At 74.1% G+C, this 23,266-nt stretch carries 15 protein-coding genes and 3 pseudogenes; 9 read left to right on the top strand and 9 right to left on the bottom strand.

The features are described 5' to 3' along the window. Window positions 1-27: 27 nt before the first annotated feature. Both hisF and priA read right to left on the bottom strand, forming a co-directional pair. The gene (gene hisF / locus UK82_RS02635; protein ID WP_044884466.1) at window positions 28-792 is read right to left on the bottom strand and encodes an imidazole glycerol phosphate synthase subunit HisF; all 765 of its coding nucleotides are present in this window, start codon (window positions 790-792) and stop codon (window positions 28-30) included. Continuing rightward, the gene (gene priA / locus UK82_RS02640; protein WP_044884465.1) at window positions 789-1,517 is read right to left on the bottom strand and encodes a bifunctional 1-(5-phosphoribosyl)-5-((5-phosphoribosylamino)methylideneamino)imidazole-4-carboxamide isomerase/phosphoribosylanthranilate isomerase PriA; all 729 of its coding nucleotides are present in this window, start codon (window positions 1,515-1,517) and stop codon (window positions 789-791) included. Before priA ends, hisF begins: the two co-directional genes overlap by 4 nt. 224 nt (window positions 1,518-1,741) lie before the next feature. On the opposite strand from priA, the gene UK82_RS02645 reads away from it, so the two are divergent. Then, window positions 1,742-2,308 carry a hypothetical protein gene (locus UK82_RS02645; RefSeq protein ID WP_055406182.1) on the top strand — a complete coding sequence of 189 codons (567 nt, stop codon included), beginning with the start codon at window positions 1,742-1,744 and terminating at the stop codon, window positions 2,306-2,308. 76 nt (window positions 2,309-2,384) lie between these two features. Here the strand turns inward: UK82_RS02645 and hisH are convergent, their stop codons facing one another. The 4 genes from hisH to hisD all read right to left on the bottom strand — a co-directional run bounded on the left by hisH (window position 2,385) and on the right by hisD (window position 6,226). Further along, on the bottom strand, window positions 2,385-3,014 hold the full coding sequence (gene hisH / locus UK82_RS02650; RefSeq protein WP_044884463.1) for an imidazole glycerol phosphate synthase subunit HisH: 630 nt from the start codon (window positions 3,012-3,014) through the stop codon (window positions 2,385-2,387). After that, a complete protein-coding gene (gene hisB / locus UK82_RS02655; protein ID WP_044884462.1) occupies window positions 3,011-3,598 on the bottom strand; it encodes an imidazoleglycerol-phosphate dehydratase HisB in 588 nt (195 codons plus the stop codon). Before hisB ends, hisH begins: the two co-directional genes overlap by 4 nt. 127 nt (window positions 3,599-3,725) lie before the next feature. After that, window positions 3,726-4,934 carry a histidinol-phosphate transaminase gene (locus UK82_RS02660; RefSeq protein ID WP_044884461.1) on the bottom strand — a complete coding sequence of 403 codons (1,209 nt, stop codon included), beginning with the start codon at window positions 4,932-4,934 and terminating at the stop codon, window positions 3,726-3,728. Beyond that, the gene (gene hisD / locus UK82_RS02665) at window positions 4,931-6,226 is read right to left on the bottom strand and encodes a histidinol dehydrogenase (RefSeq protein ID WP_044884460.1); all 1,296 of its coding nucleotides are present in this window, start codon (window positions 6,224-6,226) and stop codon (window positions 4,931-4,933) included. The genes UK82_RS02660 and hisD overlap by 4 nt, the downstream gene beginning before the upstream one ends. Window positions 6,227-6,297: 71 nt before the next feature. Between hisD and UK82_RS02670 the strand changes: the two genes are divergently transcribed. The 7 genes and pseudogenes from UK82_RS02670 to UK82_RS02690 all read left to right on the top strand — a co-directional run bounded on the left by UK82_RS02670 (window position 6,298) and on the right by UK82_RS02690 (window position 12,202). Beyond that, window positions 6,298-8,124 (top strand): bis-aminopropyl spermidine synthase family protein, encoded by a 1,827-nt coding sequence (locus UK82_RS02670; RefSeq protein WP_236705412.1) that lies wholly within the window; start codon window positions 6,298-6,300, stop codon window positions 8,122-8,124. A gap of 73 nt (window positions 8,125-8,197) precedes the next feature. Further along, the coding region (locus UK82_RS02675; protein ID WP_236705413.1) for a response regulator transcription factor at window positions 8,198-8,824 on the top strand (627 nt) is incomplete at its 3' end. A gap of 1 nt (window position 8,825) precedes the next feature. Continuing rightward, a pseudogene (locus tag UK82_RS35150) lies at window positions 8,826-9,082 on the top strand (winged helix-turn-helix domain-containing protein); the annotation flags it as partial. After that, window positions 9,079-10,719, top strand: coding sequence for a HAMP domain-containing sensor histidine kinase (locus UK82_RS02680; protein WP_055406184.1), 1,641 nt, complete (start codon window positions 9,079-9,081; stop codon window positions 10,717-10,719). The pseudogene UK82_RS35150 and the gene UK82_RS02680, both read left to right, overlap by 4 nt. Window positions 10,720-10,867: 148 nt before the next feature. Beyond that, on the top strand, window positions 10,868-11,340 hold a 473-nt coding region (locus UK82_RS35155), incomplete at its 3' end, for an O-methyltransferase (RefSeq protein WP_236705414.1). Between the two features lies 1 nt (window position 11,341). Next, window positions 11,342-11,629 (top strand): annotated as a pseudogene (locus UK82_RS35160) (O-methyltransferase); the annotation flags it as partial. A 129-nt stretch (window positions 11,630-11,758) separates the two neighbouring features. After that, window positions 11,759-12,202 carry a carboxymuconolactone decarboxylase family protein gene (locus UK82_RS02690; RefSeq protein ID WP_044884457.1) on the top strand — a complete coding sequence of 148 codons (444 nt, stop codon included), beginning with the start codon at window positions 11,759-11,761 and terminating at the stop codon, window positions 12,200-12,202. A gap of 261 nt (window positions 12,203-12,463) precedes the next feature. On the opposite strand, the gene UK82_RS02695 is transcribed toward UK82_RS02690, so the two are convergent. Continuing rightward, window positions 12,464-13,345 carry an SDR family NAD(P)-dependent oxidoreductase gene (locus tag UK82_RS02695; RefSeq protein WP_044884456.1) on the bottom strand — a complete coding sequence of 294 codons (882 nt, stop codon included), beginning with the start codon at window positions 13,343-13,345 and terminating at the stop codon, window positions 12,464-12,466. Window positions 13,346-13,855: 510 nt separating this feature from the next. On the opposite strand from UK82_RS02695, the gene UK82_RS02700 reads away from it, so the two are divergent. Beyond that, a complete protein-coding gene (locus tag UK82_RS02700) occupies window positions 13,856-15,115 on the top strand; it encodes a globin domain-containing protein (RefSeq protein ID WP_044884455.1) in 1,260 nt (419 codons plus the stop codon). Between the two features lie 2,801 nt (window positions 15,116-17,916). Here the strand turns inward: UK82_RS02700 and UK82_RS35165 are convergent. Then, window positions 17,917-21,831, bottom strand: a pseudogene (locus UK82_RS35165) (TIR domain-containing protein); the annotation flags it as partial. A 259-nt stretch (window positions 21,832-22,090) separates the two neighbouring features. Then, a complete protein-coding gene (locus UK82_RS02710; protein WP_044884526.1) occupies window positions 22,091-23,143 on the bottom strand; it encodes an aldo/keto reductase in 1,053 nt (350 codons plus the stop codon). Between the last annotated feature and the right edge of the window lie 123 nt (window positions 23,144-23,266).

A 23,266-nucleotide genomic window follows, 5' to 3' on the forward strand; every position in this document is an offset into this window, starting at 1 on the left:
GCAGCGGCGTCGGCGTGGTGGCGGCGGTCAGCGCACCGGAACGCCCGTGTCCCGCAGTGCCGCCTTCACCTCGCCGATGCGCAGCTGCCCGAAATGGAACACGCTGGCCGCGAGCACCGCGTCCGCGCCCGCGCCGACCGCCGGCGCGAAATGAGCGAGGTCACCGGCCCCGCCGCTGGCGATCACCGGAACGTCGACCTCGGCGCGCACGGCGGAGATCATCTCCAGATCGTATCCGTCCCGGGTCCCGTCGGCGTCCATCGAATTGAGCAGGATCTCGCCGGCACCGAGCTCGACCACACGCGAAGTCCAGCCGACCGCATCAATTCCGGTCCCCCGGCGACCACCATGCGTAGTCACCTCGAAGCGGGGGCCGGCCGGATCCGGGCAGCGCCGGGCGTCCACCGAGATCACGATGCACTGGTTGCCGAACCGGTGCGCGCACTCGCGGACCAGCTCGGGTCGGGCCACCGCGGCCGTGTTGATCCCCACCTTGTCGGCTCCGGCGCGCAGCAACCGGTTGACGTCGTCGGCGGAGCGGACCCCACCCCCGACGGTGAGCGGGATGAACACCTGCTCGGCGGTACGCCGGACGATGTCGTACGTGGTCTCCCGGTCGCCGCTCGACGCGGTGATGTCGAGGAACGTCAGCTCGTCGGCGCCCTCGGCGTCGTAGAGCCGGGCCATCTCGACCGGGTCCCCGGCGTCGCGCAGGTCGGTGAAGTTCACGCCCTTCACCACCCGGCCGCCGTCGACGTCGAGGCAGGGGATCACCCGGACCGCGACGCTCACCCCGCCACGACCGTCGAGGTGACGGCGAGGGCCTCGGGGAGGGTGAAGGCGCCCGCGTAGAGGGCCTTGCCGACGATCGCGCCCTCGACGCCGGGCACCGCGGCGATCGCCACGAGGTCGGCGAGCGCGGACACGCCCCCGCTGGCGACGACCGGTCGGTCGGTCACCGCGGTGACCGAGCGCAGCAGTTCGACGTTCGGGCCGGTCAGCGTGCCGTCGCGGCGCACGTCGGTCACCACGTAGCGGGCGCAGCCGTCGGCGTCGAGGCGGGCGAGCACCTCGAACAGCTCGCCGCCGTCCTGGGTCCAGCCGCGGGCGGACAGCGTCGTGCCGCGCACGTCGAGCCCGACGGCGATCCGGTCGCCCACCCGGTCGATCGCGCGGCGCACCCAGTCGGGATCCTCCAGGGCGGCCGTGCCGATGTTGACCCGCGCCGCGCCGGTGGCCAGCGCCGCGTCGAGGGAGTCGTCGTCGCGGATGCCGCCGGAGAGCTCCACGGCCACGTCGACCGACCGGACGACTTCGGCGATCAGCTCGCGGTTCGAGCCGCGGCCGAACGCGGCGTCGAGGTCGACGAGATGGATCCACTCGGCGCCGTCACGCTGCCAGGTCAGCGCCGCGGCGAGTGGATCACCGTACGAGGTCTCGGATCCGGCCTCGCCCTGGACGAGACGGACGGCCCGCCCGTCGGCCACATCGACGGCGGGCAGCAGAGTAAGAGCCATGCCGCAACCCTACTGGGGTGCGCCTTTATCCCCGACCGGCCGCAGCGGCCCCCGACCCGACCCGACGCGCCGCGACCGGTCAGAACGGGACCAGTGACCCACTGGGCGACACCTGCGACCCACGGATCGGGCTCCGCGGTTTCAACCGGGCGGGCGGTGGGGATCCCGGCGGTTCGCGGTGGGCCCGAGCCGCCGCGGCGACGAGCGACGAGGGAGGTAGTCCCATGACCAGTCCTGATCACGAGCTCGGCGACACCGTCAGCGTGCGCTATGAGGTGCAGCGGCTGTCCATCGCGACGGGCCTGCCCTACGACGAGACGGTCCGCCGCTACGAGCAGGCGGTCCCGGCCCTGGACGAGGCACGCTTCGCCGCCCTCGCCGTCGGGCAGCCGACCTGGGACGACGTCCGCATCGCGACCGCGCCGAACGCGCCGCACGACTTCATCCGCTACTGGCGCGGCGACTTCACCTGGATGCTGCGGGCGGCCGGTGACGAGGGCCGGTGCGTCGAGTACCTCATGGGCAACCATGTCATCGCCGAGCGGATGTTCCGTCATGATCCCGGCGTGCTGCTGCACGCTCCGCTGCGCACCACGATCCACACCGACCCCCGGGGCGTGACCCGGTTCAGCGTCGACCAGCCGAGCACGCACTTCCGCAGCTACGGCAACCGCGCGATCACCGTCGTCGGCATCGAGCTGGACCTCAAACTGGCGACCCTGCTGGAGCACCTGGACATCCCCGTACCCGACGCCCTCACCACCGGCCGGGTGCCCGCCCACGCCGGCTGAACCGCCGCGCCGAACCCGACGCACCCGCCGCCCCAGATCCGCTGCACCCGACAGGCCCGACAGGCCCGCCGCAGGATCAGGACAGCGTGGCGAGCCAGTTGGTCAGCAGGTGCGCGCCGGCGTCGCCGGACTTCTCGGGGTGGAACTGGGTGGCGGCCAGGGCGCCGCGCTCGACGGCCGCGGCGAACGGCTCGCCGTGCTCGCCGACCGTGTCGCCGGCGTCGAGATCGGCCTTCGCCGCGTAGGAGTGGACGAAGTAGAAGCGGGTGTCCGCGGGCAGCCCGGCGAACAGCACCGACTCCGCGGGCGGGCGCACCGTGTTCCAGCCCATGTGCGGCAGGATGGGCGCGGCGAGGCGGCGCACCTCGCCGGCCAGCACGCCGAGCCCGGCCGTGCGCACCCCGTGCTCGTCGCCGAGCTCGTAAAGCACCTGCATGCCTACGCAGATGCCGAGCACCGGCCGCCCCGCCGCCACCCGCTCCCGCACGACGGGCGCGGCGCCCACCCGGTCGAGGCCGGCCATGCAGGCCGCGTACGCGCCGACACCGGGCACGACGAGCCCGTCGGCCGCCAGGGCCGCGTCGAGATCGTCGCTGACCGTCACGTCGGCGCCGACCCGGGCAAGCGCCCGCTCCGCCGAACGCAGGTTCCCCGACCCGTAGTCGAGAACGACCACCCGCGCACGCCGACCCGATGGGCCCGTCACAACACGCCCTTGGTGGACGGCACGCCGGCCACCCGGGCATCGCGGGCCACTGCGTCGCGCATGGCCCGGGCGACCGCCTTGAACTGGGCCTCGACGACGTGGTGGGCGTTGCGGCCGGACAGCACCCGCACGTGCAGCGCGATCCGGGCCGACGCGGTGATCGACTCGAAGATGTGCCGGGTCAACGTGGTGTCGTACGTCCCGATCAGGCCGACCAGGTCCGGCTCGACGTGCACGCAGTACGGGCGGCCGGACAGGTCGACCGCGGCCTGGGCGAGGGCCTCGTCGAGGGGGACCAGCGCGTCGCCGAAGCGGCGGATGCCGACCTTGTCGCCCAGGGCCTCGCGCAGCGCCGAACCGAACGCGATCGAGGTGTCCTCGACCGTGTGGTGGGAGTCGATGTGCAGGTCGCCGCGGGTGCGCACGGTCAGGTCGAACCCGCCGTGCTTACCGAGCTGGGACATCATGTGGTCGAAGAACGGGACGCCGGTGTCGGAGCTCGCCACCCCCGTCCCGTCGAGGTCGAGTTCGACCAGCACGTCGGACTCCAGCGTCTTGCGTTCGATCCGCGCGGTGCGGGCCATCGGGGCTTCCTCGGTCTTTCTCGGTCACGGTGGGGACCGGCGGAACGGGGGCGGCGGAGCCGCGCGGCGAATCGCAGGCCGCGCGGCGAGACGGAGCGGAGCGGACGGGCGGAGGGGCAGCGGCGGGTCAGCCCCCGGCCAGGGTGACGATGCCGTCCGCGGCGACGTCGCTGCCGGCGAGGACCCGACCGAGCGCGGCGAGGAACGCGTCGACCTCGGCGGGCAGGCCGGCGGTGACCCGCAGCCAGCCGGGCAGGCCGACGTCGCGGACGAGCACCCCCGCGTCGAGCAGGCCGCGCCACACCGCGCGCTGGTCGGCGAACAGACCGAAGGACACGAAGTTCGCGTCGCTGGGCGCGAGCCGCAGGCCGAGGGCCCCCAGCTCCAGCACGATCCGGTCCCGCTGCGCCTTGACCGCCTCCACCGTGGCGAGCAGCTCGTCGGCATGCGCGAGCGCGGTGCGGGCGACCGCCTGGGTGAAGCTGGACAGGTGGTAGGGCAGCCGGACGAGCTGCAGCGCGTCGACGACGGCGGGGTGCGCGGCGAGGTAGCCCACCCGGGCGCCGGCGAGGGCGAAGGCCTTGCTCATCGTGCGGGTGACGATGAGGCGCGGGTGGCGGGGCAGCAGCGTCAGAGCGCTGGGCACCCCGGCCCGGCGGAACTCGGCATACGCCTCGTCGACGACGACCATGCCGCTGCCGACGCGCGCCATCGCCTCGCAGGCGGCGACGACGACGTCCAGGGGCAGGGCCGTGCCGGTCGGGTTGTTCGGCGAGCAGAGGAACAGCAGCGCCGGGCGGTGGCACTCGATGGCCTCGGTGACGGCCTCGGCGGAGAGGGTGAAGTCCGCGGCGCGTTCCTCGCGGACCCACTCGGTCGCCGTGGCCAGGGCGATGAGTCGGTGCATCGAGTAGGACGGCTCGAAGCCGACCGCGACCCGGCCGGGCCCGCCGAACGCCTGGCAGAGCTGTTGGAGGATCTCGTTGGAGCCGTTGGCGGCCCAGACCTGGGCGGTGTGCACGCCGAACCCGGCGTCCGGGGTCAGGTAGTAGGCCAGGTCGGCGCGCAGGGCCTCGGCATCGCGGTCGGGGTAGCGGTTGGCCTCGGTGGCGACGAGGGTCGCGGCCTTGCCGAGGGCGTCGACCAGACCGATCGACGGCGGGTGCGGGTTCTCGTTGGTGTTGAGCCGCACCGGCACGTCGAGCTGCGGCGCCCCGTAGGGGGACAGCCCACGCAGGCTGTCGCGCAGCGGCAGCCCGTCGATGTCCAGCGGGCGCCAGGGCCGGTCGTCCCCGGCGGGGCCGGCGTCGGCGGGATGGGACGCCTGGATCGTCATCGGAATCGAGCCTCCACGGCGTCGGCATGTGCGGTGAGATCCTCGGCCCCGGCGAGCGCGGCGAGGCGCGGGGCGACGGCGTGCAGCGCGTCGCGGGTGGACTCGATGACATGGACCTGGCGCTGGAAGGCGGCCACGGCCAGACCGCCGGAGTGGCGCGCCGTCCCACCGGTGGGCAGGACGTGGTTGGAACCGGCGAGATAGTCACCCAGCGGGACGGGGGCGTGGGGGCCGACGAACACCGCCCCGGCGTGGCGCACCCGGGCGGCGACCGTGGCCGCGTCGGCAGTCAGGATCTCCAGATGCTCGGCCGCCCAGGCATCGACGACCGCGAGGCCGGCGTCCACGTCGGCGACGATCGCCACGGCGCCCTGGCCGGCCAGGGCCTCCTCGACCCGCTCGCGGTGGCGCGTCGCGGGCACCTGCTTGCCGAGCTCGATGTCGACGGCGTCCGCGAGCTCCACCGACGAGGTGACGAGCAGGCAGGCGGCCATCGGGTCGTGCTCGGCCTGGGCGATGAGGTCGGCGGCGACGAAGGCCGGATCCGCGGTCGCGTCGGCGAGGATCGCGACCTCGGTGGGGCCCGCCTCCGCGTCCACCCCGACCACGCCGCGCACCAGCCGCTTGGCGGCCGTCACGTAGACGTTGCCCGGACCGGTGACGACGTCGACGGGCGGGCAGCTCGCGGTGCCGTAGGCGGCCATCGCGACCGCCTGGGCACCACCGGCGGCGTAGACCTCGTCGATCCCGAGCAGGGCGCAGGCGCCGAGCACGACCGGGTGCGGCAGGCCGTCGTTGTCCCGCTGCGGCGGGGAGAACACGGCCAGCGAGTCGACCCCGGCCTCCTGGGCGGGTACCACGTTCATCACGACGCTGCTCGGGTAGGCGACCCGCCCGCCGGGCACGTACAGTCCGACCCGCTCGACCGGCACCCACCGCTCGGTGACCGTCAGACCCGGCCCGACCTCGATCGTGACCGCCTCGCGGACCTGCGCACGGTGCACCACCCGGCTGCGGCGGATCGCCTCGACGAGCGCGTCGCGCACGGCCGGATCGAGGGCGTCGGCGGCGGCGTCGAGCGCCGCCTGCGGCACCCGCAGGCTGGCCGGACGCACCCCGTCGAACCGGGCGGCGGCGTCCAGGACGGCCGCGTCGCCACGGGTCCGCACGTCCTCGCAGACCGGCCGGACCGCGTCGACGGCGGCGTCCACGTCGATCGCGGCCCGGGGCAGCAGACGCCGGACATCCACCGCAGCGGGCACCGCAGCCCGCAGATCAAGCCTTCTGAGCACGATACGAGACTAGCCGCCGAGCCGGGGGGCGGTGAAATCACAGCTCGCGGCGGGGTGTCACGCTCATCCGCGTGACCGATCCCCACACCCCGCCGCCCGCCCCCGATCCGCCGGCGGGGCCCGCGAGCGCGCCCGGAGAGTCGTTGGCGACGCTGCTGCACGCCTACCGGGTGCACGCGCGGGCGCCCCGCGGCGTGGTGGCGGCGCTGACCGAGCGGCCGCGGACCCTGCGCGCCCTGATCCAGGACTCGGGGCTGCCGCGCCGCTCGGTCGAGGAGATCCTCGGCTGCCTCGGCGACGATCTGCGGACCGCCACCGGCGGGACCTTCGTGCTGCGGCCCGGCGCCGTCGACCGCTACCGCACCATGATCGACTATGCCGAGCTGCGCGCGAGTACCCCGCTCGACCCCCTCGCCGCGGAGATCGGCCGCAACGGCGCCCTGGTCACGACGATGCACGAGCTCATCGCCTCGGCTCCGCGCCCCCGGGCCGAGCTGGACCATGTGCCGGCCACGGCGGCGACGGTGGTCCGCCGGGCCGTCTGGCTGGCGACGCACTACGACCTGCGCGGGGCCCACCTGCTGTGCGTGGGTGACCACGACCTGACCTCGCTGGCCGTCGTTCTGCTCGCCGCCGCCGCGACCCCGGACCCGGCTCGGCGCGGACCGACCGTCACGGTGGTGGACATCGACGAGGACCTGCTGGAGTTCCTCGACCGGTCGGCCCGGTCGCGGGGCGTACGGCTGCGATGTCTGTACGCGGACCTGCGCTTCGGGCTGCCGCCGTCGGTGGCGGGCAGCGCCGATCTCGCCTTCACCGACCCGCCCTACACCCCGCAGGGCGTGTCGTTGTTCGCCGCGCGCGGGGCCCAGGGCCTCGCCGACCGGGAGCGCGGTCGGGTCCTCGTCGCCTACGGGTTCAGCGATCGGGTACCCACCCTGGGTTGGAAGGTGCAGCGGGCCCTGCTCGACCAGGGGCTCGTCTTCGAGGCGATCTGGCCGGCCTTCCACACCTACGAGGGCGCGGAGGCGGTCGGCGCCCGCGCCGACATGTACGTCTGCCAGCCGACCCCGGCCACCTGGAAGTACCTGGACCGGCCGGCACCGGCGCGCGGGCCGGCGACGACGGCGATCTACACCCGCGGCCGGCAGTCCACCGAGAGCCGGCCGGTGCCGCTGGCCGAACCCGTCATCGCCGCGGCGACCGGGTTCCTGGCGGCGGCGCCGGGCCGGGCGGTCTTCGTCGGCGAGCGCCCCGCGCTGGACGCGGCTCACGCGCACCTCGCGACGGTCGTCGAACGCGGGCTGCCGACGGCCGCCGCCGGAGCGGGCGGGCCGCTGTCCGCCGTCGCCGACCTGTCCGACGATCCCGGCCCGTGGCTGACGCGGCTGCTGCTGGCGGTCAACGCCGACCGGCTCGCCGTGATCGTGACCGCCGACCATCCCGTGCTGGGCGCCGGGGGCGGCCCGCGGGATGCCCTCCACCCGCTGCGGGCGAAGTGGGTTCCCACGTCCGAGCACGACGCAGCCGCCGCCGACCAGAACCACCACGGCGGCGGGGACGGGGTCTGGGAGGCGACCCGCCTGGTGACGTTCGCCGCGGTCGACCCCGCCGTCCTGGACCCCGGCCCGCGCCTCGCCCGCTGGCTGCTGGACCGTCCGCACGGCAAGATCGGCAACGTCTGGCGCGACGGCCTGATCCGGATCGTTCGGAAGGCCGACGGCCGGGCGCCGTCCCAGCGGGAGGCCCTGGCCGCCGTGCGCCGGGCCGTGGCCGACCCTGATCTGCTCGCCGCCCGGCTGATCGACCTGCCGCGCCACTCGCTCGCCGCGACGCTCGCCGCGGCGGTGGCCAGCGTCGACCCGCAGCCCGGGGGCGAGTCCGCCGCAGGTGGGTGAGGGGTCGGCGACGCGGCGGTCACGCCTGCCGGGGCGCCACCACCTGTCTGAGTGGGAGCCCTAGGCTGGGAAGATGGCGACGCCCGCAGGCCACCGTTTCTCGGGACAGGTGCCGGACCCGCCACGCCAGCCTGACCCGTCCCGCCAGCTCGACCCGCCCCGCCAGCCCGACCCGGCCGGCGCCCGGATCCTCGTGGTCGAGGACGACGACGGGCTCGGGACGCAGCTCGTCCGCGGGCTGGACCGGGCCGGCTACACGGCGAGCCGGGTGCGCAGCGGCGCAGCCGCCCTCGACCAGGTCGCCGGTCCCTCCCCGCCCGACCTCGTGCTGCTTGACCTGGGCCTGCCGGACATGGACGGCGCGCAGGTGTGCCGACGCATCCGCGAGCGCACCGACATCCCGGTGATCGTCGTGACGGCCCGGGGGGACGAGGCCGACCGGGTCGAGGCGCTCGACCTGGGCTCGGACGACTACCTGGTCAAGCCGTTCGGATTCGCCGAACTGCTGGCCCGGATGCGGGCGGTGCGCCGGCGCACCGCCGGGCGGGCGGGCGGTGGGGACGCCGACCTGCTCCGGCACGGCCCGCTCACCCTTGACCGACGCAGCCGCCGGATCACCGTCGACGACCGCCCCGTCGCCGTCACCGCTCGCGAGTACGACCTGCTGGCGTTCCTCGCCGCCGATCCGGGCCGGGTGCGGNCCCGGCAGGAGATCTTCACCGGGGTCTGGGGGGACTGGTTCGGCTCGCCGAAGGTCCTCGATGTGCACATTGGCGCGATACGCCGCAAACTAGGCAAACCGGAACTGATCGAGACGGTGTACGGAGTGGGCTTCCGGCTGGCCGGCGCCCAGGGCGCCGGGACACAGGCCGCCGGGACACAGGCCGCGGCCGGACCGGCCGATCCGAGCCGCCTGCCGGCGCAGGGTGATCGGCGGCAGGAGCTGCCGGGCCGATGAGCCGGCGGATCCTCGCCGCCCAGCTCCTGCTGACCGCGGCCCTGCTCGTCGGGCTGTGCGTCCCGATGGGCCTGGACGCCACTCGGCATGACCGGGCCCTGTTCGGGCTGCGGTTGTCCGCGTCGACCGACGCCTACGTCGCCGAGGTGAAGTGGCGGCGGCTGTCGCCGGACGCCGCGCCGCTGCCGGTGCCACGCCGCGACAGCGCGGACGTGCCGCCCGACGAGCTGCGTCTCTACCGCACCGACGACAGCCCCGTGGCCGATACCGGCGAGGACATTCCGGTCACGCCGCAGGACCTCGCCCGCGCGCACCACCACAGCGTGACGATCGAGCCGAGCAACGCCAACGGGCACCGCATGATCCTCGTGGCGCCGGTGTCCAACGCGGGCGGACTGGTCGGCGTCCTCGTGGTCGCGCGCAGCGACTACGGGCTGCGTACCTCGATCAACCAACGGTGGACGATGATCGCCGTCGGCGGCATGCTGGTCGCGCTGGCGGCCCTGGCGATCTCCATCCTGCTGGCCCGCTGGGTGGGCCGCCCACTGCGCCGGCTCGGGCACGCCGCCGGCGAGCTCGGCACGGGTGACCTGACGATCCGGGCCCGGGCCGTCGGCGGGCCGCCCGAGGTCCGGGAGGTCGCGGCGACCTTCGACGCGATGGCCGACCGGATCCAGTCCCTCGTCAACAGCCAGCGGCATTTCCTCGCCGACGTCTCCCACCAGATCCGCACCCCGCTGACCGCGATGCGGCTGCGCCTGGAGCTGCTGGAACAGGACGTCGACACCACGGTCGCCGCGGAGGTCGCCGGCACCCTGGTCGAGGTGCACCGGTTGTCCCGCATGGTCGACGGGCTGCTCGCCGTCTCCCGGGCCGAGCACGCCCCGACCGCCGCCCGGCCGGTTGCGCTCGCGCCGGTGACCGCGCAGCGCTGCCTGATCTGGCGGCCGGTGGCCGCCGCCGCGGACATCGCGCTGACCTGGGACGTCGACAACGCGCACACGGTGGCCAGCGGCCCCGGCCATCTCGAGCAGATCCTCGACAACCTGCTCAGCAACGCCCTCGAGGCCACCCCGCCCGGCGGCCAAATCCGGATCGAGTCGCGCCCGGCCCCGGCGGCCTCGGCCGGGCCGGCGATCCGCCTCACCGTCACCGACAGCGGCAGCGGCATGAGTGCCGAGCAGCGGCAGGCGGCCTTCCGCCGCTTCGGTGGCGCCGCCGGCGGACGCGAGCCGAGCCAGGCGCAGCGATCCGGCAACGAGCGGGGAAGCGGCGCCGAGCGGGGAAGCGGCAACGAGCGGGGAAGCGGCAACGAGCGGGGCGGCTCGGACGGGCAGGTCGCCGACCGGGACCGGACGCCGCGCCGCGCCGATCGGCGTGGCCACGGGCTCGGTCTCGCGATCGTGCACGCCCTGGTGACCGCCGACGGCGGGACGATTGCGCTGGTCCCCGCCACGGCCGGTGGCCTGTGTGTCGTTCTCGACCTGCCGTGGGCGAGCCCGCAGTCCGGCGAGAGCGTCGCGGCGGTGCCGCCGCAGCGGGCCGAGGCCAGCCACCTCCGGCATCCTCCGGAACTCGGGCTCCTGGAAATCGTCGACGATCCCCTCCGAGACCGCGAGGCCGGACGAGAACCCTGACGAGCACGCGGTGGGCTCGCCGGCCACCCGAGGTCCATCTGTGATCTTTACCGTTTCTTTCCTGGCCGAACCGCGGTAGCGCGCCGGCAATTCGCCGCCGGGCGGCTATTTTCGCACCGAGCGACCAGAGACGGAGCACCCACTGATCATGTCGAGAAGTCCGGCACAACGCATTCGGGAAGCCACGGCGCTCAGCGCCGAGACGGTCCGCCGCGAGGTCATCAGAGGCGGCGGCCGGGGCTCGAAATCCGCCTTTCTCAGTGGAAAAATCGGCGCATATCTGACCAAGCACAGCTCGCCACCGGACGAGGTCCTCGGCGACCTGTCGGCGCTCACCGCCGCGCTGCCCGAGGCGGAGATGCAGGTGCCGGCCGAGCAGGGCACCCTGCTGACCATCCTGACCGCCTCGATCGCCCCCCGTCGGGCCATCGAGGTCGGCACCTTCACCGGCTACTCGGCCCTGTGCATCGCCCGCGGTCTGCCGGCCGGCGGCCGGCTGCTCTGCCTCGACGTCAGCGACGAATGGACCGCGATCGCCCGCAGGCACTGGGATCGGGCCGGCGTATCCGACCGGATAGACCTCGTCCTCGGGCCGGCCGCCGACAGCCTCGCGAACCTCGCNGAGGAACCCACCTTCGACCTGGCCTTCGTCGACGCGGACAAGGTCTCCTATCAGCGTTACTACGACCTGCTTGTGCCCCGTATGAACCCCAACGGGGTCATCATCGTGGACAATGTTCTGCAATACGGTGCAGTCGTGCGCCCACGCTCGGAAAATCCGGCGGTGGTCGCCGTCCAGGAGTTCAACCGGCTGCTCGCCGCCGATTCCCGGGTACAAGTCGTGATGCTGCCGATCGCCGACGGACTCACCATCGCCCGCAAGCTGCCCTCCCCCCGCAGCGGCGACTAACGCGGGAAGCGGCCGGCCCGTGGCATGTCACACCGCGGCCCGCGGCCCCGTCCCTCCCCACAGGGGTCGCCGTTCGGGCGGCCCCGCCCGGGGCGGCAGGCCCCGGCCAGTCGGGAAGGGGATCGAGAGATGACCCAGCGGTTGAACGTGGCGGAGGTTGCGCCGGAGGGGTACCGGGCGATGCTCGGCCTGGAGCGCTACGTCCGGGAGAACGTCGACGACACGGTCCTTGAGCTGGTCAAACTGCGGGCTTCGATCATCAACGGCTGCTCGTTCTGCGTGGACATGCACAGCCGGGACGCCCTCGCGGCCGGGGAGTCCTCGCGCCGGCTGTTCGCGGTCGGGGCCTGGCGGGAGGCGCCGTTCTTCGACGAGCGCGAACGGGCGGCGCTCGCGCTCACCGACGAGGCCACCCGGCTCGGCCCGGACGGGGTGAGCGACGAGACCTGGGCACTGGTCACGAAGAGCTGGTCGGAGAAGGAGGCCGCGGACCTGATCCTCGCCATCGTGACCATCAACGCGTGGAACCGGATCGCGATCCCGAGTCGCCTGAGCCCGCCCATCGACGTCTGAGCCAGCCCGCCCGCGTCTGAGCCCACCCGCCGCGCCCGCGCAGCCGTGTCCCGCGAGATGCGGTGTTTGCGTCGCCGAAACAGCCGCGGGTGGCTGGTCGTCCTAGCGTGGCCGTCGGGCGTCCGGCGCAGGGCGAACCGCCACCGGGTGCGGTCGTCCGGCGCCGGGCGGCCCGGGACGCCGAGCACGGTCGACGGGCGGCTCACCAGGCGGGAGAGCCTCGCCGTCTGAATCTCCGGACGCCGTCACCTCCGGACGGCGTCACAGGGTGACGGAGGTGTCTCCTGGGTAGAGCGTCCAGCCGTCGCCCGCGCGCCCCCAGCCGCTGGACGCCCAGGCGCCGCCGTCGATGTTGAGCGTGACGCCCGTGATGTACTTCGCCCGGTCGGAGCTGAGGAACACCGCGGCGTCCCCGACCTCGTCGGCGTGGCCCTCCCGGCCGAGCGGGACGTAGCGCTCCACGTCGGACTGGCGCTGCGGCGCCAGCGGCGGCAGGTTGTCGGGGTCGACCGGGCCGGCGAAGATGCCGCGCATGCCGGCGGTGGCGGTGTGGTCGGGCGCCAGGGCGTTGACCCGGATCTGGTCCTCGCCGAGTTCGAGGGCCATCGTGCGGGTGAAGGAGATCATGCCGGCCTTGCAGGCGGCGTAGACGGCGTACAGCGGCGCCGCGCGCTGCCCCTCGATGCTGGTGATGTTGAGGATCGACCCGCCGGCACCGCCCGCGGCGATCAGCGGCGCGGCGGTCGACGTCGCCGCGATCATGCTGACCAGGTTGATGTCGATGTGCCGGCGCCAGCTGCGCTCGCTCTGCTTCAGGAAGCGGTTGGCCTTCACCCCGCCGGCGTTGTTGACGAGGATGTCGAGCCGGCCGAACTCCCCGTGCGCGGCGGTGATCGAGCCGGCCAGCGCCGCGGTGTCCATCACGTCGGTGGGCAGCGTCAGCGCCGTGCCGCCCGCCTTCTCGATGATCTCGCGCGTGCTCGCGGCCCGCTCCGGGTCGATCTCGACCAGCCCCACCGACACCCCGACGCGGGCCAGTGCCACCGCGATGGCCTGCCCGATGCCGGCCCCGGCGCCGGTGACCACCGCGGCCTTCCCGGCCAGGCCCAGCTCGAACGACTGCTCCGGGATCGCCTGCGTCATCGTCGCTGCTCCTCTGGCACGGCTGGACGGAATCTGGCGCTGCTGGACAGCAGCAACACCTGGTGAGACACCAAACCATCACGCACCGACCGGCGGCAACCGGACGCCACCGTCGGCAGGCCAAGCCGGTAGGGGAACGTGCCCTCACCGTAGAGCCCGTCGCCGGCCGGCGTCCGATCATCGCCGGGGACGCTGTCCCGATCGCGCCGCAGGGGGCATCTCCCCTGGTCCGGGCGGTCAGCGCGCGGCCGAACACCGCCACTCGATCTCACGCGGGGACCTGGGCCGAGCACGGCTCGGATCCCGCCGACGCCGGGTGAGGCCGGACGGGCACGGGCTGTGAACGACACCATGAGGCCCGAAAAGCGGTCTTGGGGACGGGTTTTCACTATGCTTGCGCCGTCCAGCTACTACGACACGTAGAAGTGGAGCTGGCCGCCACTGGAGATCTCCCCGCGGCACCTCCCCACACCGTGCGGCGCCGCCATGTCCGAGTCCGGAGGTCATCCCATGCTGTCCGAACGTTCCGCCGCCGTCGTCGGAGCGACCGCGGGCGTGGTCGCCGAGCATGCCGTCGAGATCACCGCCGCGTTCTACCCGCGCCTGTTCGCCGCCCATCCCGAGCTGCTGAACCTGTTCAACCAGGGCAACCAGGCCACCGGCGAGCAGCGGCAGGCGCTGGCCGCGGCCATCGTCGCCTACGCCGGGCACCTGCTCGGTGGGTCGGGGTCGTCGTTCGCCCCGGTGCTGCGCCGCATCGCGCACAAGCACGTCTCGCTGGGGGTGCGGCCCGAGCAGTACACGATCGTCGGTCAGCACCTGCTCGCCGCGGTCGGCGAGGTGCTCGGCGACGCGGTGACCCGCGAGGTGCACGACGCCTGGGACGAGGTCTACTGGCTGTTCGCCACCGCACTCATCGCCGAGGAGGGGCGGATCTCCCAGCGCGTCGGCGCGGACCCGGATCACGTCTGGCGGCCCTGGCGGGTGACCGCGCGCACCGTGGCGACCGCCGAGGTAATCTCCTTCGACCTCGTGCCGACCGGCCCCGAGCCGCTGCCGACGTACCTGGCCGGCCAGTACATCTCCGTCGCGGTGGACCTGCCCGGCGGCGGACGGCAGGCCCGGCAGTACAGCCTGTCCCGGGCGCCGGGCGCCGGCAGCCTGCGGATCACCGTGCGCCGGGTGCCGGGCACCGCCGGCGCGCCCGCGGGCGTCGTCTCCTCCCATCTGCACGACCAGGTCAAGGTCGGCGACATCCTGGACGTGAGCCCGCCGACCGGCGACGTCACGCTCGCCACCGGCGCCGACCCGCTCGTGCTGATCAGCGCGGGCATCGGTGTCACCCCGATGATCGCGATGCTCGGCCACACGGCCCGGCTGCAGCCGGAACGCCCGGTCGTGGCCGTACACGCCGACCGCTCCCCCGACCACCACGCGCTGCGCTCCGAGATGCTCGAGATGGGCGCCCTCCTGCGGGACTTCCGCCTGCACACCTGGTACGAGTCCGGCACCGGCAGGCCGGCGGGCATCGGCACCGCGGCGGGCACCGGCGCCACCCCGGGCGCCGGCGGGGCGCGGGGCGAGTCCCGCCACACCGGCACGGTCGACCTCGACGCGGTTCCCCTGCCCGACGGTGCCCGCGCCTACCTGTGCGGACCGCTGCCGTTCCTGCGCGACGCGCGCGCGGGCCTGCTGCGCCGCGGCGTGCCCGCGCAGCGCATCCGCTACGAGGTCTTCGGCCCCGACCTGTGGGCCGGCTCCCCGACCTGACGGGACGTGCCCGGGTCCACGGACCTGCCGCGGACAGGCGCGCGGGATGGCGGCCGGCCGGGCCCGTCGGCCGGCCGTCGGCGGACGGGCCGCCGTCAGCGGTCGAAGGTCGCCCGGGCGGGTACCGCGAAGCCCAGCTCGGCGAGCCGGTCGGCGATGCGCCGCGGCGTCCAGCGGTAGCGCCAGGACGCGACGAGGACCTCGGCGCGGGAGAACGCCCGGTCGACATGCCGGCTCTGGTGATCGCGCAGGAGGTCGACGAGCGCGCCGTCGACACCGTCGATGAACGCCTCCCGGGCCGCGTCGACCAGCGTCGGGACGTGACAGCCGAGCGCGGCCAGCCGGTCGGCGACCCGGCCCGGCGTCCACCGCAGGTAGCCGGCTGCGCCGATGACGTGGGCGAGCGGCACCGGCCCGCGACCGAGCCACGGCCCGCACCCGTCCAGCCGGGCACTGAGCAGCAGCACATCCCGCGCGGTCAGCCCCGTCAAGGCCGTCCCGTCCGGATCAAGGCGCGGATCAAGGCAGCGCACAGCGGTGTCAAGGCGGTCGTGGTCGACGCGCAGACCGAGGCCGGCGAAGGTCTGCGCGACCTCGCCGGGCGCCCGGCCGGTGAACTCGGCGACCCCGAGCGTCGTGGCGGACGACACCGGCGTCAGCTGCGGGTCGGCGGTGTCGGCGCGGTAGAACGCGACGGTCACCGCGGCCCGCTCGACGCGGTCCATCTCCTGCGTCCTGTCCGGCACTGCGAACCCGAGCCGGGCGTACCGTTCCCGCACCTCGGCGACGTCACAGCCGAGCACGCAGGCCGCGTGCAGCAGGTGCGCCCGCGGCAGCCGCCCGCCGGCCAGCCACGGCGACTCTCCGTTGAGATCACGGCTGAGCAACACTACATCCACTGCGTCGACGGCCGCCGGCCCCGCGTACCCGGTGGCGGCCTCGCGGCCGACGTCCGCCGTCGCGAAGCCCAGCCGGCGCAGCGTGTCGACGAGGTCCGCCGGGCGCCGACCAGTCAGCCCGGCGACGGCCAGGACATGCCCCGTCGGGACGGCTCCGTCGGCGAGCCACGGCGCCTGCCCGTCGACGTCCCGACTCAACAGGTCGAGGTCGAGGTCGTCGCCGGTCACGTCCACGTCGAGGTTGCGGTCCCACGGCACAACGCCGTCCGGCTCGACGGTCATGGCGTCCGGTCGCAATCCGAGGCCGCGCAGCCAGCGCGCGAGGTCCGACGGCGCACGGCCCGACAGTCGCGCGACGGCAAGTAGTCCCGCTCGGGTGGGCTCGGTCCAGATCCGCAGGGCACTCCAGTACTTCGCCGGACTCAGCAACGCGGTGAGAACCCGATCCTCCGCCGCGGTGAGGGCGGTCTCGGGTACCGGGCCGGCGCGGAAACCGAGGTCGCCGAGGCGACGCGCGGTCTCTCCCGGCGACCGGCCGGTCGCCGCCGCGACGCGCAGCAGATGGGCACTCGACACCGTTCCCGCCGGCAGCCACGGGCCGTCGAGACCGGCGTCGTGCGACAGCAGACGAACATCTTCGGTGGCCAGCGGCGAGGCGTCCCAACCGGTCGGATCGGGAACAGCGACGCCCAGATAGCGGACCCGCTCGGCAAGCTCGGCGGGACTGCGCCCGAGCCGCGCGGCGGCGGCCAGCAGCTGGGCGACCGGGAAGGCGTCGCCGCGGTCCCGCGCCAACGACAGCACGGCGCCGTCGAGACGGTAGCTGAACAGGACGGCGTCCTCCGGCTTCGACGCGAAACCGATGAGGTCGGGCGTAGCGATACCGACGCGGTCGAACAGCCCCGCCACCGACTCCGCCGGCAGGCCCAGCGTCCCGGCGAGCCCGAGCACGTCGACCAGGCCGACCCGGTCGCCATGGGCGAGACGCCGCAGCCCGGAACCGTCCCCGCCGATCAACATCCGCGCGTCCGCCAGGTCGGTGCCGGCGAGCTCCGCGACCGTGAAGCCAAGGCCGCGCAACTGCGTGATCACCTCCACCGGAGGCGTGGCCGTCTGCTGCGCGGTGCGCAGCACCGCTATCCGGGAGACCGGCACCCCCGCCTGGCGGAAGTCCCGGGAGAAGTCGGCTTCGACCAGTTCAGGCTCGAAGGCGTCCACGGCCGCCGGCAGATGGCTGGTCCGCGCCGCGGGGAGACCGAGTGCGGCGAGCCGGCGCGCGACCTCGCGGGGAGAGCGCGCGGTCCGCACGGCTGCCAGCAGGACGAAGCCGACGGGCACCGGCCACCCGGCGAGTGCATCGCGGTCGTCCGCGTTGAACAGGAGAACGTCGTCCTGCTCGAACGGGGTGGCCGACACGCCGGACAGTACATGGGCGCGGTGCCCGAGAGTCCGCAGGCGGGCTGACAGCGCGTCGATCGTCAGGCCGGTGTGCAGCGCGGCGCGCAGCACGTGGGCCAGAGGGACCCGATCCCGCGACAGCCAGGGGGCCCGGCCGGTGAGATCGGTGCTGAGCAGGACGAGGTCGAGAGCGAGCAGGTCCACCTCACCCGTTCCGGCGGGGAAGATCTCCAGTCCCAGCTCCCGCAACCGACGGACGACCTCACCGAGCCCGAGGCCGAGGCTCTGCGCGGCGAGAACGGCGTGGCCCAGAGGCATCTGCGGCAGCAGCAACGGCTGGCCGCCGTCCAGTTCGGCGCTGAGGAGCACCAGGTCGCCGCGGGTGACGGCGGAGACGGTGGTGGCCTTGCCACTCCAGGAGCCGAGGCCGAGCGCGCCGATGCGCCGATGGATCTCGTCGGGAGGGCGGCGCAGCCGGCCGGCCAGAAACAGGACGACGCTCANTTCGCGCGGCGGCTCCGCGAGGAGGAAGACGTTGAGCATGCCCGCCAGCACGAGGTCGCTCGGCACGGATCGGGACTCGGGCGGTGGTCCGGGCCTGGTGGCGGTCGCCCACACCGCGAGCCGACGGAAGACGAGGGCATCGGGGAGGTACCAGTACCCGGTGTTGATGTCCAGTTGCTGACGCGGCACCGTCGGCAGGAGCTCACCGTCGAGTGGAAAGCAACCGACCCGGTCCATCGGCACCGCCGCGCCGTCCGCGGTTGGCCAGGTCCGGGCGCCGCCGGCCAGCAGCGCGGCAAGGATGACATCCGCGACGAGGGGAAAGTGGCGTGCGAGGGACGACAGCCACTCGTACGTCAGCTCGAAGGCGCCGGCGGCGAGCAGCCGGGGCACCGCGGCCGCGAGCCGCTCGTCCACCGCCGGCTCGTCGACCAGCTCGCGGATCTCGTTGCGGTCGACCGACAGTTCGGGTGCGAGCCGGCCGGTGAGGTTGACGACGACGCCGAACACGATTTGGCCCACCCAGAGGCCGTCGGCCAGCAGCGCACCACGACCATTCGCCCACCAGACGCCCTCTCCCGCGGGCACGATCGGCGAGGTCCAACGGCGCGCCAGCCCATCCAGCGGCCCGACGTCGCCGACGGGAGCGAAGTCGGCCAGCTCGCCGGGGGACCAGTGGGCGCGGGCGACGCCCTCGGTGGCCTGCGTCTCGAACTCGGCGACCCAGAGGATGCGACGCAGCAGGTCGACGCAGGACACCGTGGCCTGGCCCGCCCCGCGGCTCAGATGCAGCCGCACGCTGGTCCCTGCGGCGGCGCCGGGCCCGAGGTTCTGGACCCGGAAGAGGTTTCCCGGGCCGGCGATGATGACCCGGAACCGGTCGCCGGGCCGGCCGTCCAGGCCGAGGCGGCAGGTCTCGATCGTGATCTCGTCGGCGATCATGAAGTAGGACAGCACGCCGACGCCGAAGCGGCTGTTCGGATGGAACTCGATCGGCGGGTCGCAGGACTTCCAGGCGACCATCTCCTCGATGACCTCGGGCAGATCCACCGACCGGGTTCCCGCCTCCGCGAAGACGTCGGTGAGCTCGCGCAGGCCCATCCCGATGCCGTTGTCGTGGCATTCGAGGTAGGCACCACCGTCCGGCTCGAAGCCCTGGGTGAAGCTGATCCGCCCGGTCCACGGGCTCACCCGCCCGGTGGTGCGGGCCAGATACTCCTCGCGGGCCCGGCGGTAGCGGCAGGCGTCGAGGGCGTTCTGGTAAAGCTCGCGGATCGCCAGGCCCCGGTTGGTGTAGAGCTGCTCGCCCATGAGCAGCTCCTGCACCTTGTCCTCGGCGAGCCGGAACTGGGCACCCGCCGAGCTGTAGGCGGGCTGCCCGTCGACCTCGACGGCGCGCACGGCGTCGGCGGTGGCATGGGTGGGCAGGTGGGCCAGCGCCGGTATCTCGCCGGTGACCCGATGGGCTTCGGCGAGCAGGCTGTCGAGCTCGGTGGTGTGCCGCTCCAGAGCGACCTGGACGGCCTGGTGCTGGCAGCGGGCGGACAGCGCCCGGCCGGACCGACCCCGATGCTGCCACTGCGCCTGGCGGATGGTCTCGCCCAGCACGCCGAGGTCGACCGGGTCGCCCACGCCGAGGTGCTCGACGATGACGTCCGGCAGTGCCGCGGGTTCGAGGGCCATCCGCTGGCCGATGGTCAGCAGGTAGCCGACGAACCGTTCCCGCAGGGTCATCTCATCCCCGGTCGCGGGCGCGACCGTGACCAGATCGAGCAGCGCCGCGGCCTGGCCGGGCCGGTTCAGGTACGCGGGGTCGGCGCGCACCGCGGTGAGCAGGGCACTCGCCCGCGCGGCGGTGAAAACATCCCCGGCCGGCGTCTCGGGATCGACCCCGGCGAGCAGGCCGGCGAGCACCGGGCCGGTGTAGGACTCCGGACGCCGGGCCACCCAGCGGTGCGCGAGCCACCAGCCGATTGCCTCGGCCGCGCCGGTGTCTCCTGCCCGTCGGGCCCGGTCGATGCGGCGCAGCAGCCGAGGGTGCAGCCGGGTGAAGTTCTCGAACTCCGTCCGCTCGACGTCCCGTCCGGCCGTCCAGCCATCCCGGTCGGACCCGGCCGGGTGCGCGACGGACGCGCGTGCCACCAAGGTCGTCCAGAGGGCTTCGTGCAGGAACGGCACCGCGACCAGCAGGCCGGCCTCGGCAGGCGAAAGCGGTGGCGGGTCGACTGGCAGCCGCCTGACCAGGAACTCGATCCGCTTCATCAGTCGTAGCGCGAGCGTCTGGTCCAGCCAGGGATCGGCGTTCAGACCGGCTGCGGCGCGGTCGCGCCCGATACCCAGGCGGGCGACGAGGTCGATGGTCTGCGCGCGCAACTCTTCGGCGGCCGGGCCGTCCCCCATGAGGGTCCAGGCGGCGTGCCGATCGGCGGCGCGGCGCCAGGGATGCTCCGGGGATGCCGGCGAGCCGGCGGACGGGGCGGCCGGAAATGGCCGGAACTCGCGCGGGTCGCAGTACAGGACCAGTCGCAGCGCGCAGGGCGGCGATCCGACGCCGGCACCGCCCGGACTCGCCGAGCCGGCGACGCAGTCTGCGACCACGGCCGGGTCGATCACTCCCGCCGCTCCCGCCGCTCCCGCCGCGCCGGCCAGGCTGACCGGGCCGTCGGCCGCCGAGTCGGTCGGCCCGGCGAGGGCCAGGCGACGGCGCAGCGCCTCCTCAAGAATCCGCAGGTCGCCGGGGACAACGGGGCTGGCCAGGACATCCACCAGGGCCCGTAGCAGCGGCGACCGCACGCCCGGCGACCGCGTCTGCCGGATCAGGTACGCGACCTCGGTGCCCTCGGCCGCGGGCAGGCGCCCCTCCGCCCAGCCGTCCTCGGTCATGGCGGCGCGCACCTCGTCGTCGGCGAGGTCGGCGGCGGCGTCGACGATCACCAGCACGCGGCCGGCCGCGCTGCGGGAGATCGTGCGAGCCCAGTCCAGGGGCACGCACAGGTCCCAGAACGGCTGGTAGCCGAGGTCGGCGTCGGCGGGGACGAGGAAGTCGCGACCGTCGTGGTGGACCCCGTGGCCGGCCAGAACCAGCAGCAGCGTGTCATCGGGCGCCGCGTCGCGCAGGAAGGCATGGATCGCGGACTTGATCGCGCTGAGACCGAGCCGCGACCGGTCGTGGACGTCAGCCCGGTAGCCGACCCGCTCCAGTGACTCGGCCGTGGCATCCATGAGCGGCGCGAGCCACGGCAGTGGGGGCAGCCCTTCGTCGTCGTAACCGGGCACGCCGATGAGCAGTGCCCGGCACTCCCCCGGCGTCTCGGGCTCCGCGCGCATCGGCGGCGCCGTCTGGGAACCGCCGGACGCCTCCGCCCGCGCTCCGGCCGGCAGCCAGGACGGATCGTTGCGCGTGCGCTCCGCTGTAGCAGTCGGCGGCGCGGCAGACGCTGGCATGATCGACGGGCCGGTCAACGCGGTGGACGGGCCGTCCGGGAAACCGGGGAAGAACGGCGCACGGCGGGCGGTCGGGGCTTTCGGGGGGATGGGTCCGCCGCCCGGGAAATGCGGCTCGGCGGGGGGCTTCGCCCGGCCGGAGATCGCGGCCTGAACGGCATGGAGGAGGACGTCGCGGGCGCCGTGCGCGGCCAGGCCGAACAGGTCGACGGACACCCTCGAGCCGAGCACTCCGGGGCGCGCGCAGTTCTCGATCCGCACCGGGAGCAGGCGGCGGGCCGCGCCGTCCGGGTCGGCGACGAACGCGGCCTGCCACTCCTGCTCGCCGTATACCGACTCCAGGTAGGCGGCGGAGAGGACCGCCAGGGTGCGGGTGCTGTACCGGATGCCGTCCTGCATGGCGGCGGACCAGTTGGAACCCGCCACCATGTCCCAGGCCTGCACGAGCACCCGGAAGTCCGCGGCCTCCAACTGCCAGGCGATCCACTCCGCCCAGGCCCGGTCCCGCGCCGTATAGGAAATGAAGAAATCCCACCGGCCGTNGGTGTACGGCCGGTCCAGTCCCCCGGTAGCCATCCCCCGAATTGTGACACGTGGCATCAGACCGGTCGCCCCGCGCATACTGCCCAGCCTCGACGGGCCCCCGCCGGGCGGCGGCCGGCGCCCCGGAGACGGTGACGAAGCCGACGATCAGGGGGCCGGGAGATGCGTCAGGGCGTCGAGGAGGCGGTCAGGCCACGGGCAGGAAGGAGCGGAACGCGGTCGCGTCGCCGCCCAGGGTCGCGGCGCGCTGGGCGGCGATCTGGTCGTGCGGCTGGCCGAGGTCGACCCGGCTGACCTCGTCGAGGCGGCGGTACTGGGCCTCGTCGAGGCGGATGTCCAGCGCGGCGAGGTAGTCGTCGAGCTGCTCGATCGTGCGCGGGCCGATGATCGGGACGAGGGCGGTCGACGCGCGGGCGGCGTGCTCGCGCAGCCAGGCGGTGGCGACCCGGGCGGGCGGCACGCCGAGGTCGGCGGCGACGGCGAGCAGCGCGTCGACGACGGCGGTCTTGCGGGCCTCGTCCTCGACGTGGACGAGCCGGCCGAGGTCGGTCAGTCGGCCCGCGCTGCCGGTGCGGTACTTGCCGGTGAGCAGCCCGCCGCCGAGCGGGGACCACAGGGCGGCGCCCAGGCCCAGCGCCTGCGCCATCGGCAGGATCTCGCGGTCGGCGGTCCGTTCGACGAGGCTGTACTCGCACTGGACGGCCGTGAGGGGGGCGAGGCCGCGCAGCTCGGCCAGGGTCGCGGCCCGCGCCGAGCGCCAGGCCGGGAAGTTCGACAGTCCGCCGTAGAGGATCTTGCCGGCGCGAACCAGGTCGTCGAATCCGCGCATGATCTCCTCGACGGGGGTGACGGTGTCGGGGAAGTGCACCCACAGCAGGTCGAGGTAGTCGGTGCCGAGGCGGGCGAGGCTGCCCTCGACGGCGCGGGCCATGCTGCGCCGGCCGTTGCCGGTGCCGAGCACGCCGCCGTCGCCGGCCACGCCGAGGCTGAACTTCGTCGCAATGGTGAAGTGCGACCGGGTGCCGGCGAGCAGGCGGCCGAGGATCTCCTCGGACTCGCCGAACTGGTAGCTCTCCGCGGTGTCGAGGGCCGTCCCGCCGGCCTCGGCGAACCGGTCGAGGATCTTGCGCGCCTGCGCGGGCTCGGCGCCGCTGCCCCACCGGGTGCCGAAGTTGCCGGTGCCGAGCGCAAGCTCGCTGACGCGCAGGCCGGTGGCGCGGCCGAAGGTCGTGTGCTGCATGGGGTCCTCCCGGCGGCGGAACGCAGCGGGGACCGGCACGCCCACCAAAGTAGAACGATCGGTGTACTTCTGCGACGGTAGCAGGGCGCTCGACAGAAGTACAACGACCGGTCTACCTTGACG

This window comes from Frankia sp. ACN1ag (genome assembly GCF_001414035.1).
Classification (GTDB): Bacteria; Actinomycetota; Actinomycetes; order Frankiales; family Frankiaceae; genus Frankia; species Frankia torreyi.

Bases quoted from the DNA above. Each gene is read 5' to 3' on its own strand.
- priA (WP_044884465.1), bottom strand. From the start codon at position 1,517: ATGGCTCTTACTCTGCTGCCCGCCGTCGATGTGGCCGACGGGCGGGCC.
- UK82_RS02645 (WP_055406182.1), top strand. From the start codon at position 1,742: ATGACCAGTCCTGATCACGAGCTCGGCGACACCGTCAGCGTGCGCTAT.
- hisB (WP_044884462.1), bottom strand. From the start codon at position 3,598: ATGGCCCGCACCGCGCGGATCGAACGCAAGACGCTGGAGTCCGACGTG.
- UK82_RS02660 (WP_044884461.1), bottom strand. From the start codon at position 4,934: ATGACGATCCAGGCGTCCCATCCCGCCGACGCCGGCCCCGCCGGGGAC.
- UK82_RS02680 (WP_055406184.1), top strand. From the start codon at position 9,079: ATGAGCCGGCGGATCCTCGCCGCCCAGCTCCTGCTGACCGCGGCCCTG.
- UK82_RS02690 (WP_044884457.1), top strand. From the start codon at position 11,759: ATGACCCAGCGGTTGAACGTGGCGGAGGTTGCGCCGGAGGGGTACCGG.
- UK82_RS02695 (WP_044884456.1), bottom strand. From the start codon at position 13,345: ATGACGCAGGCGATCCCGGAGCAGTCGTTCGAGCTGGGCCTGGCCGGG.
- UK82_RS02700 (WP_044884455.1), top strand. From the start codon at position 13,856: ATGCTGTCCGAACGTTCCGCCGCCGTCGTCGGAGCGACCGCGGGCGTG.
- UK82_RS02710 (WP_044884526.1), bottom strand. From the start codon at position 23,143: ATGCAGCACACGACCTTCGGCCGCGCCACCGGCCTGCGCGTCAGCGAG.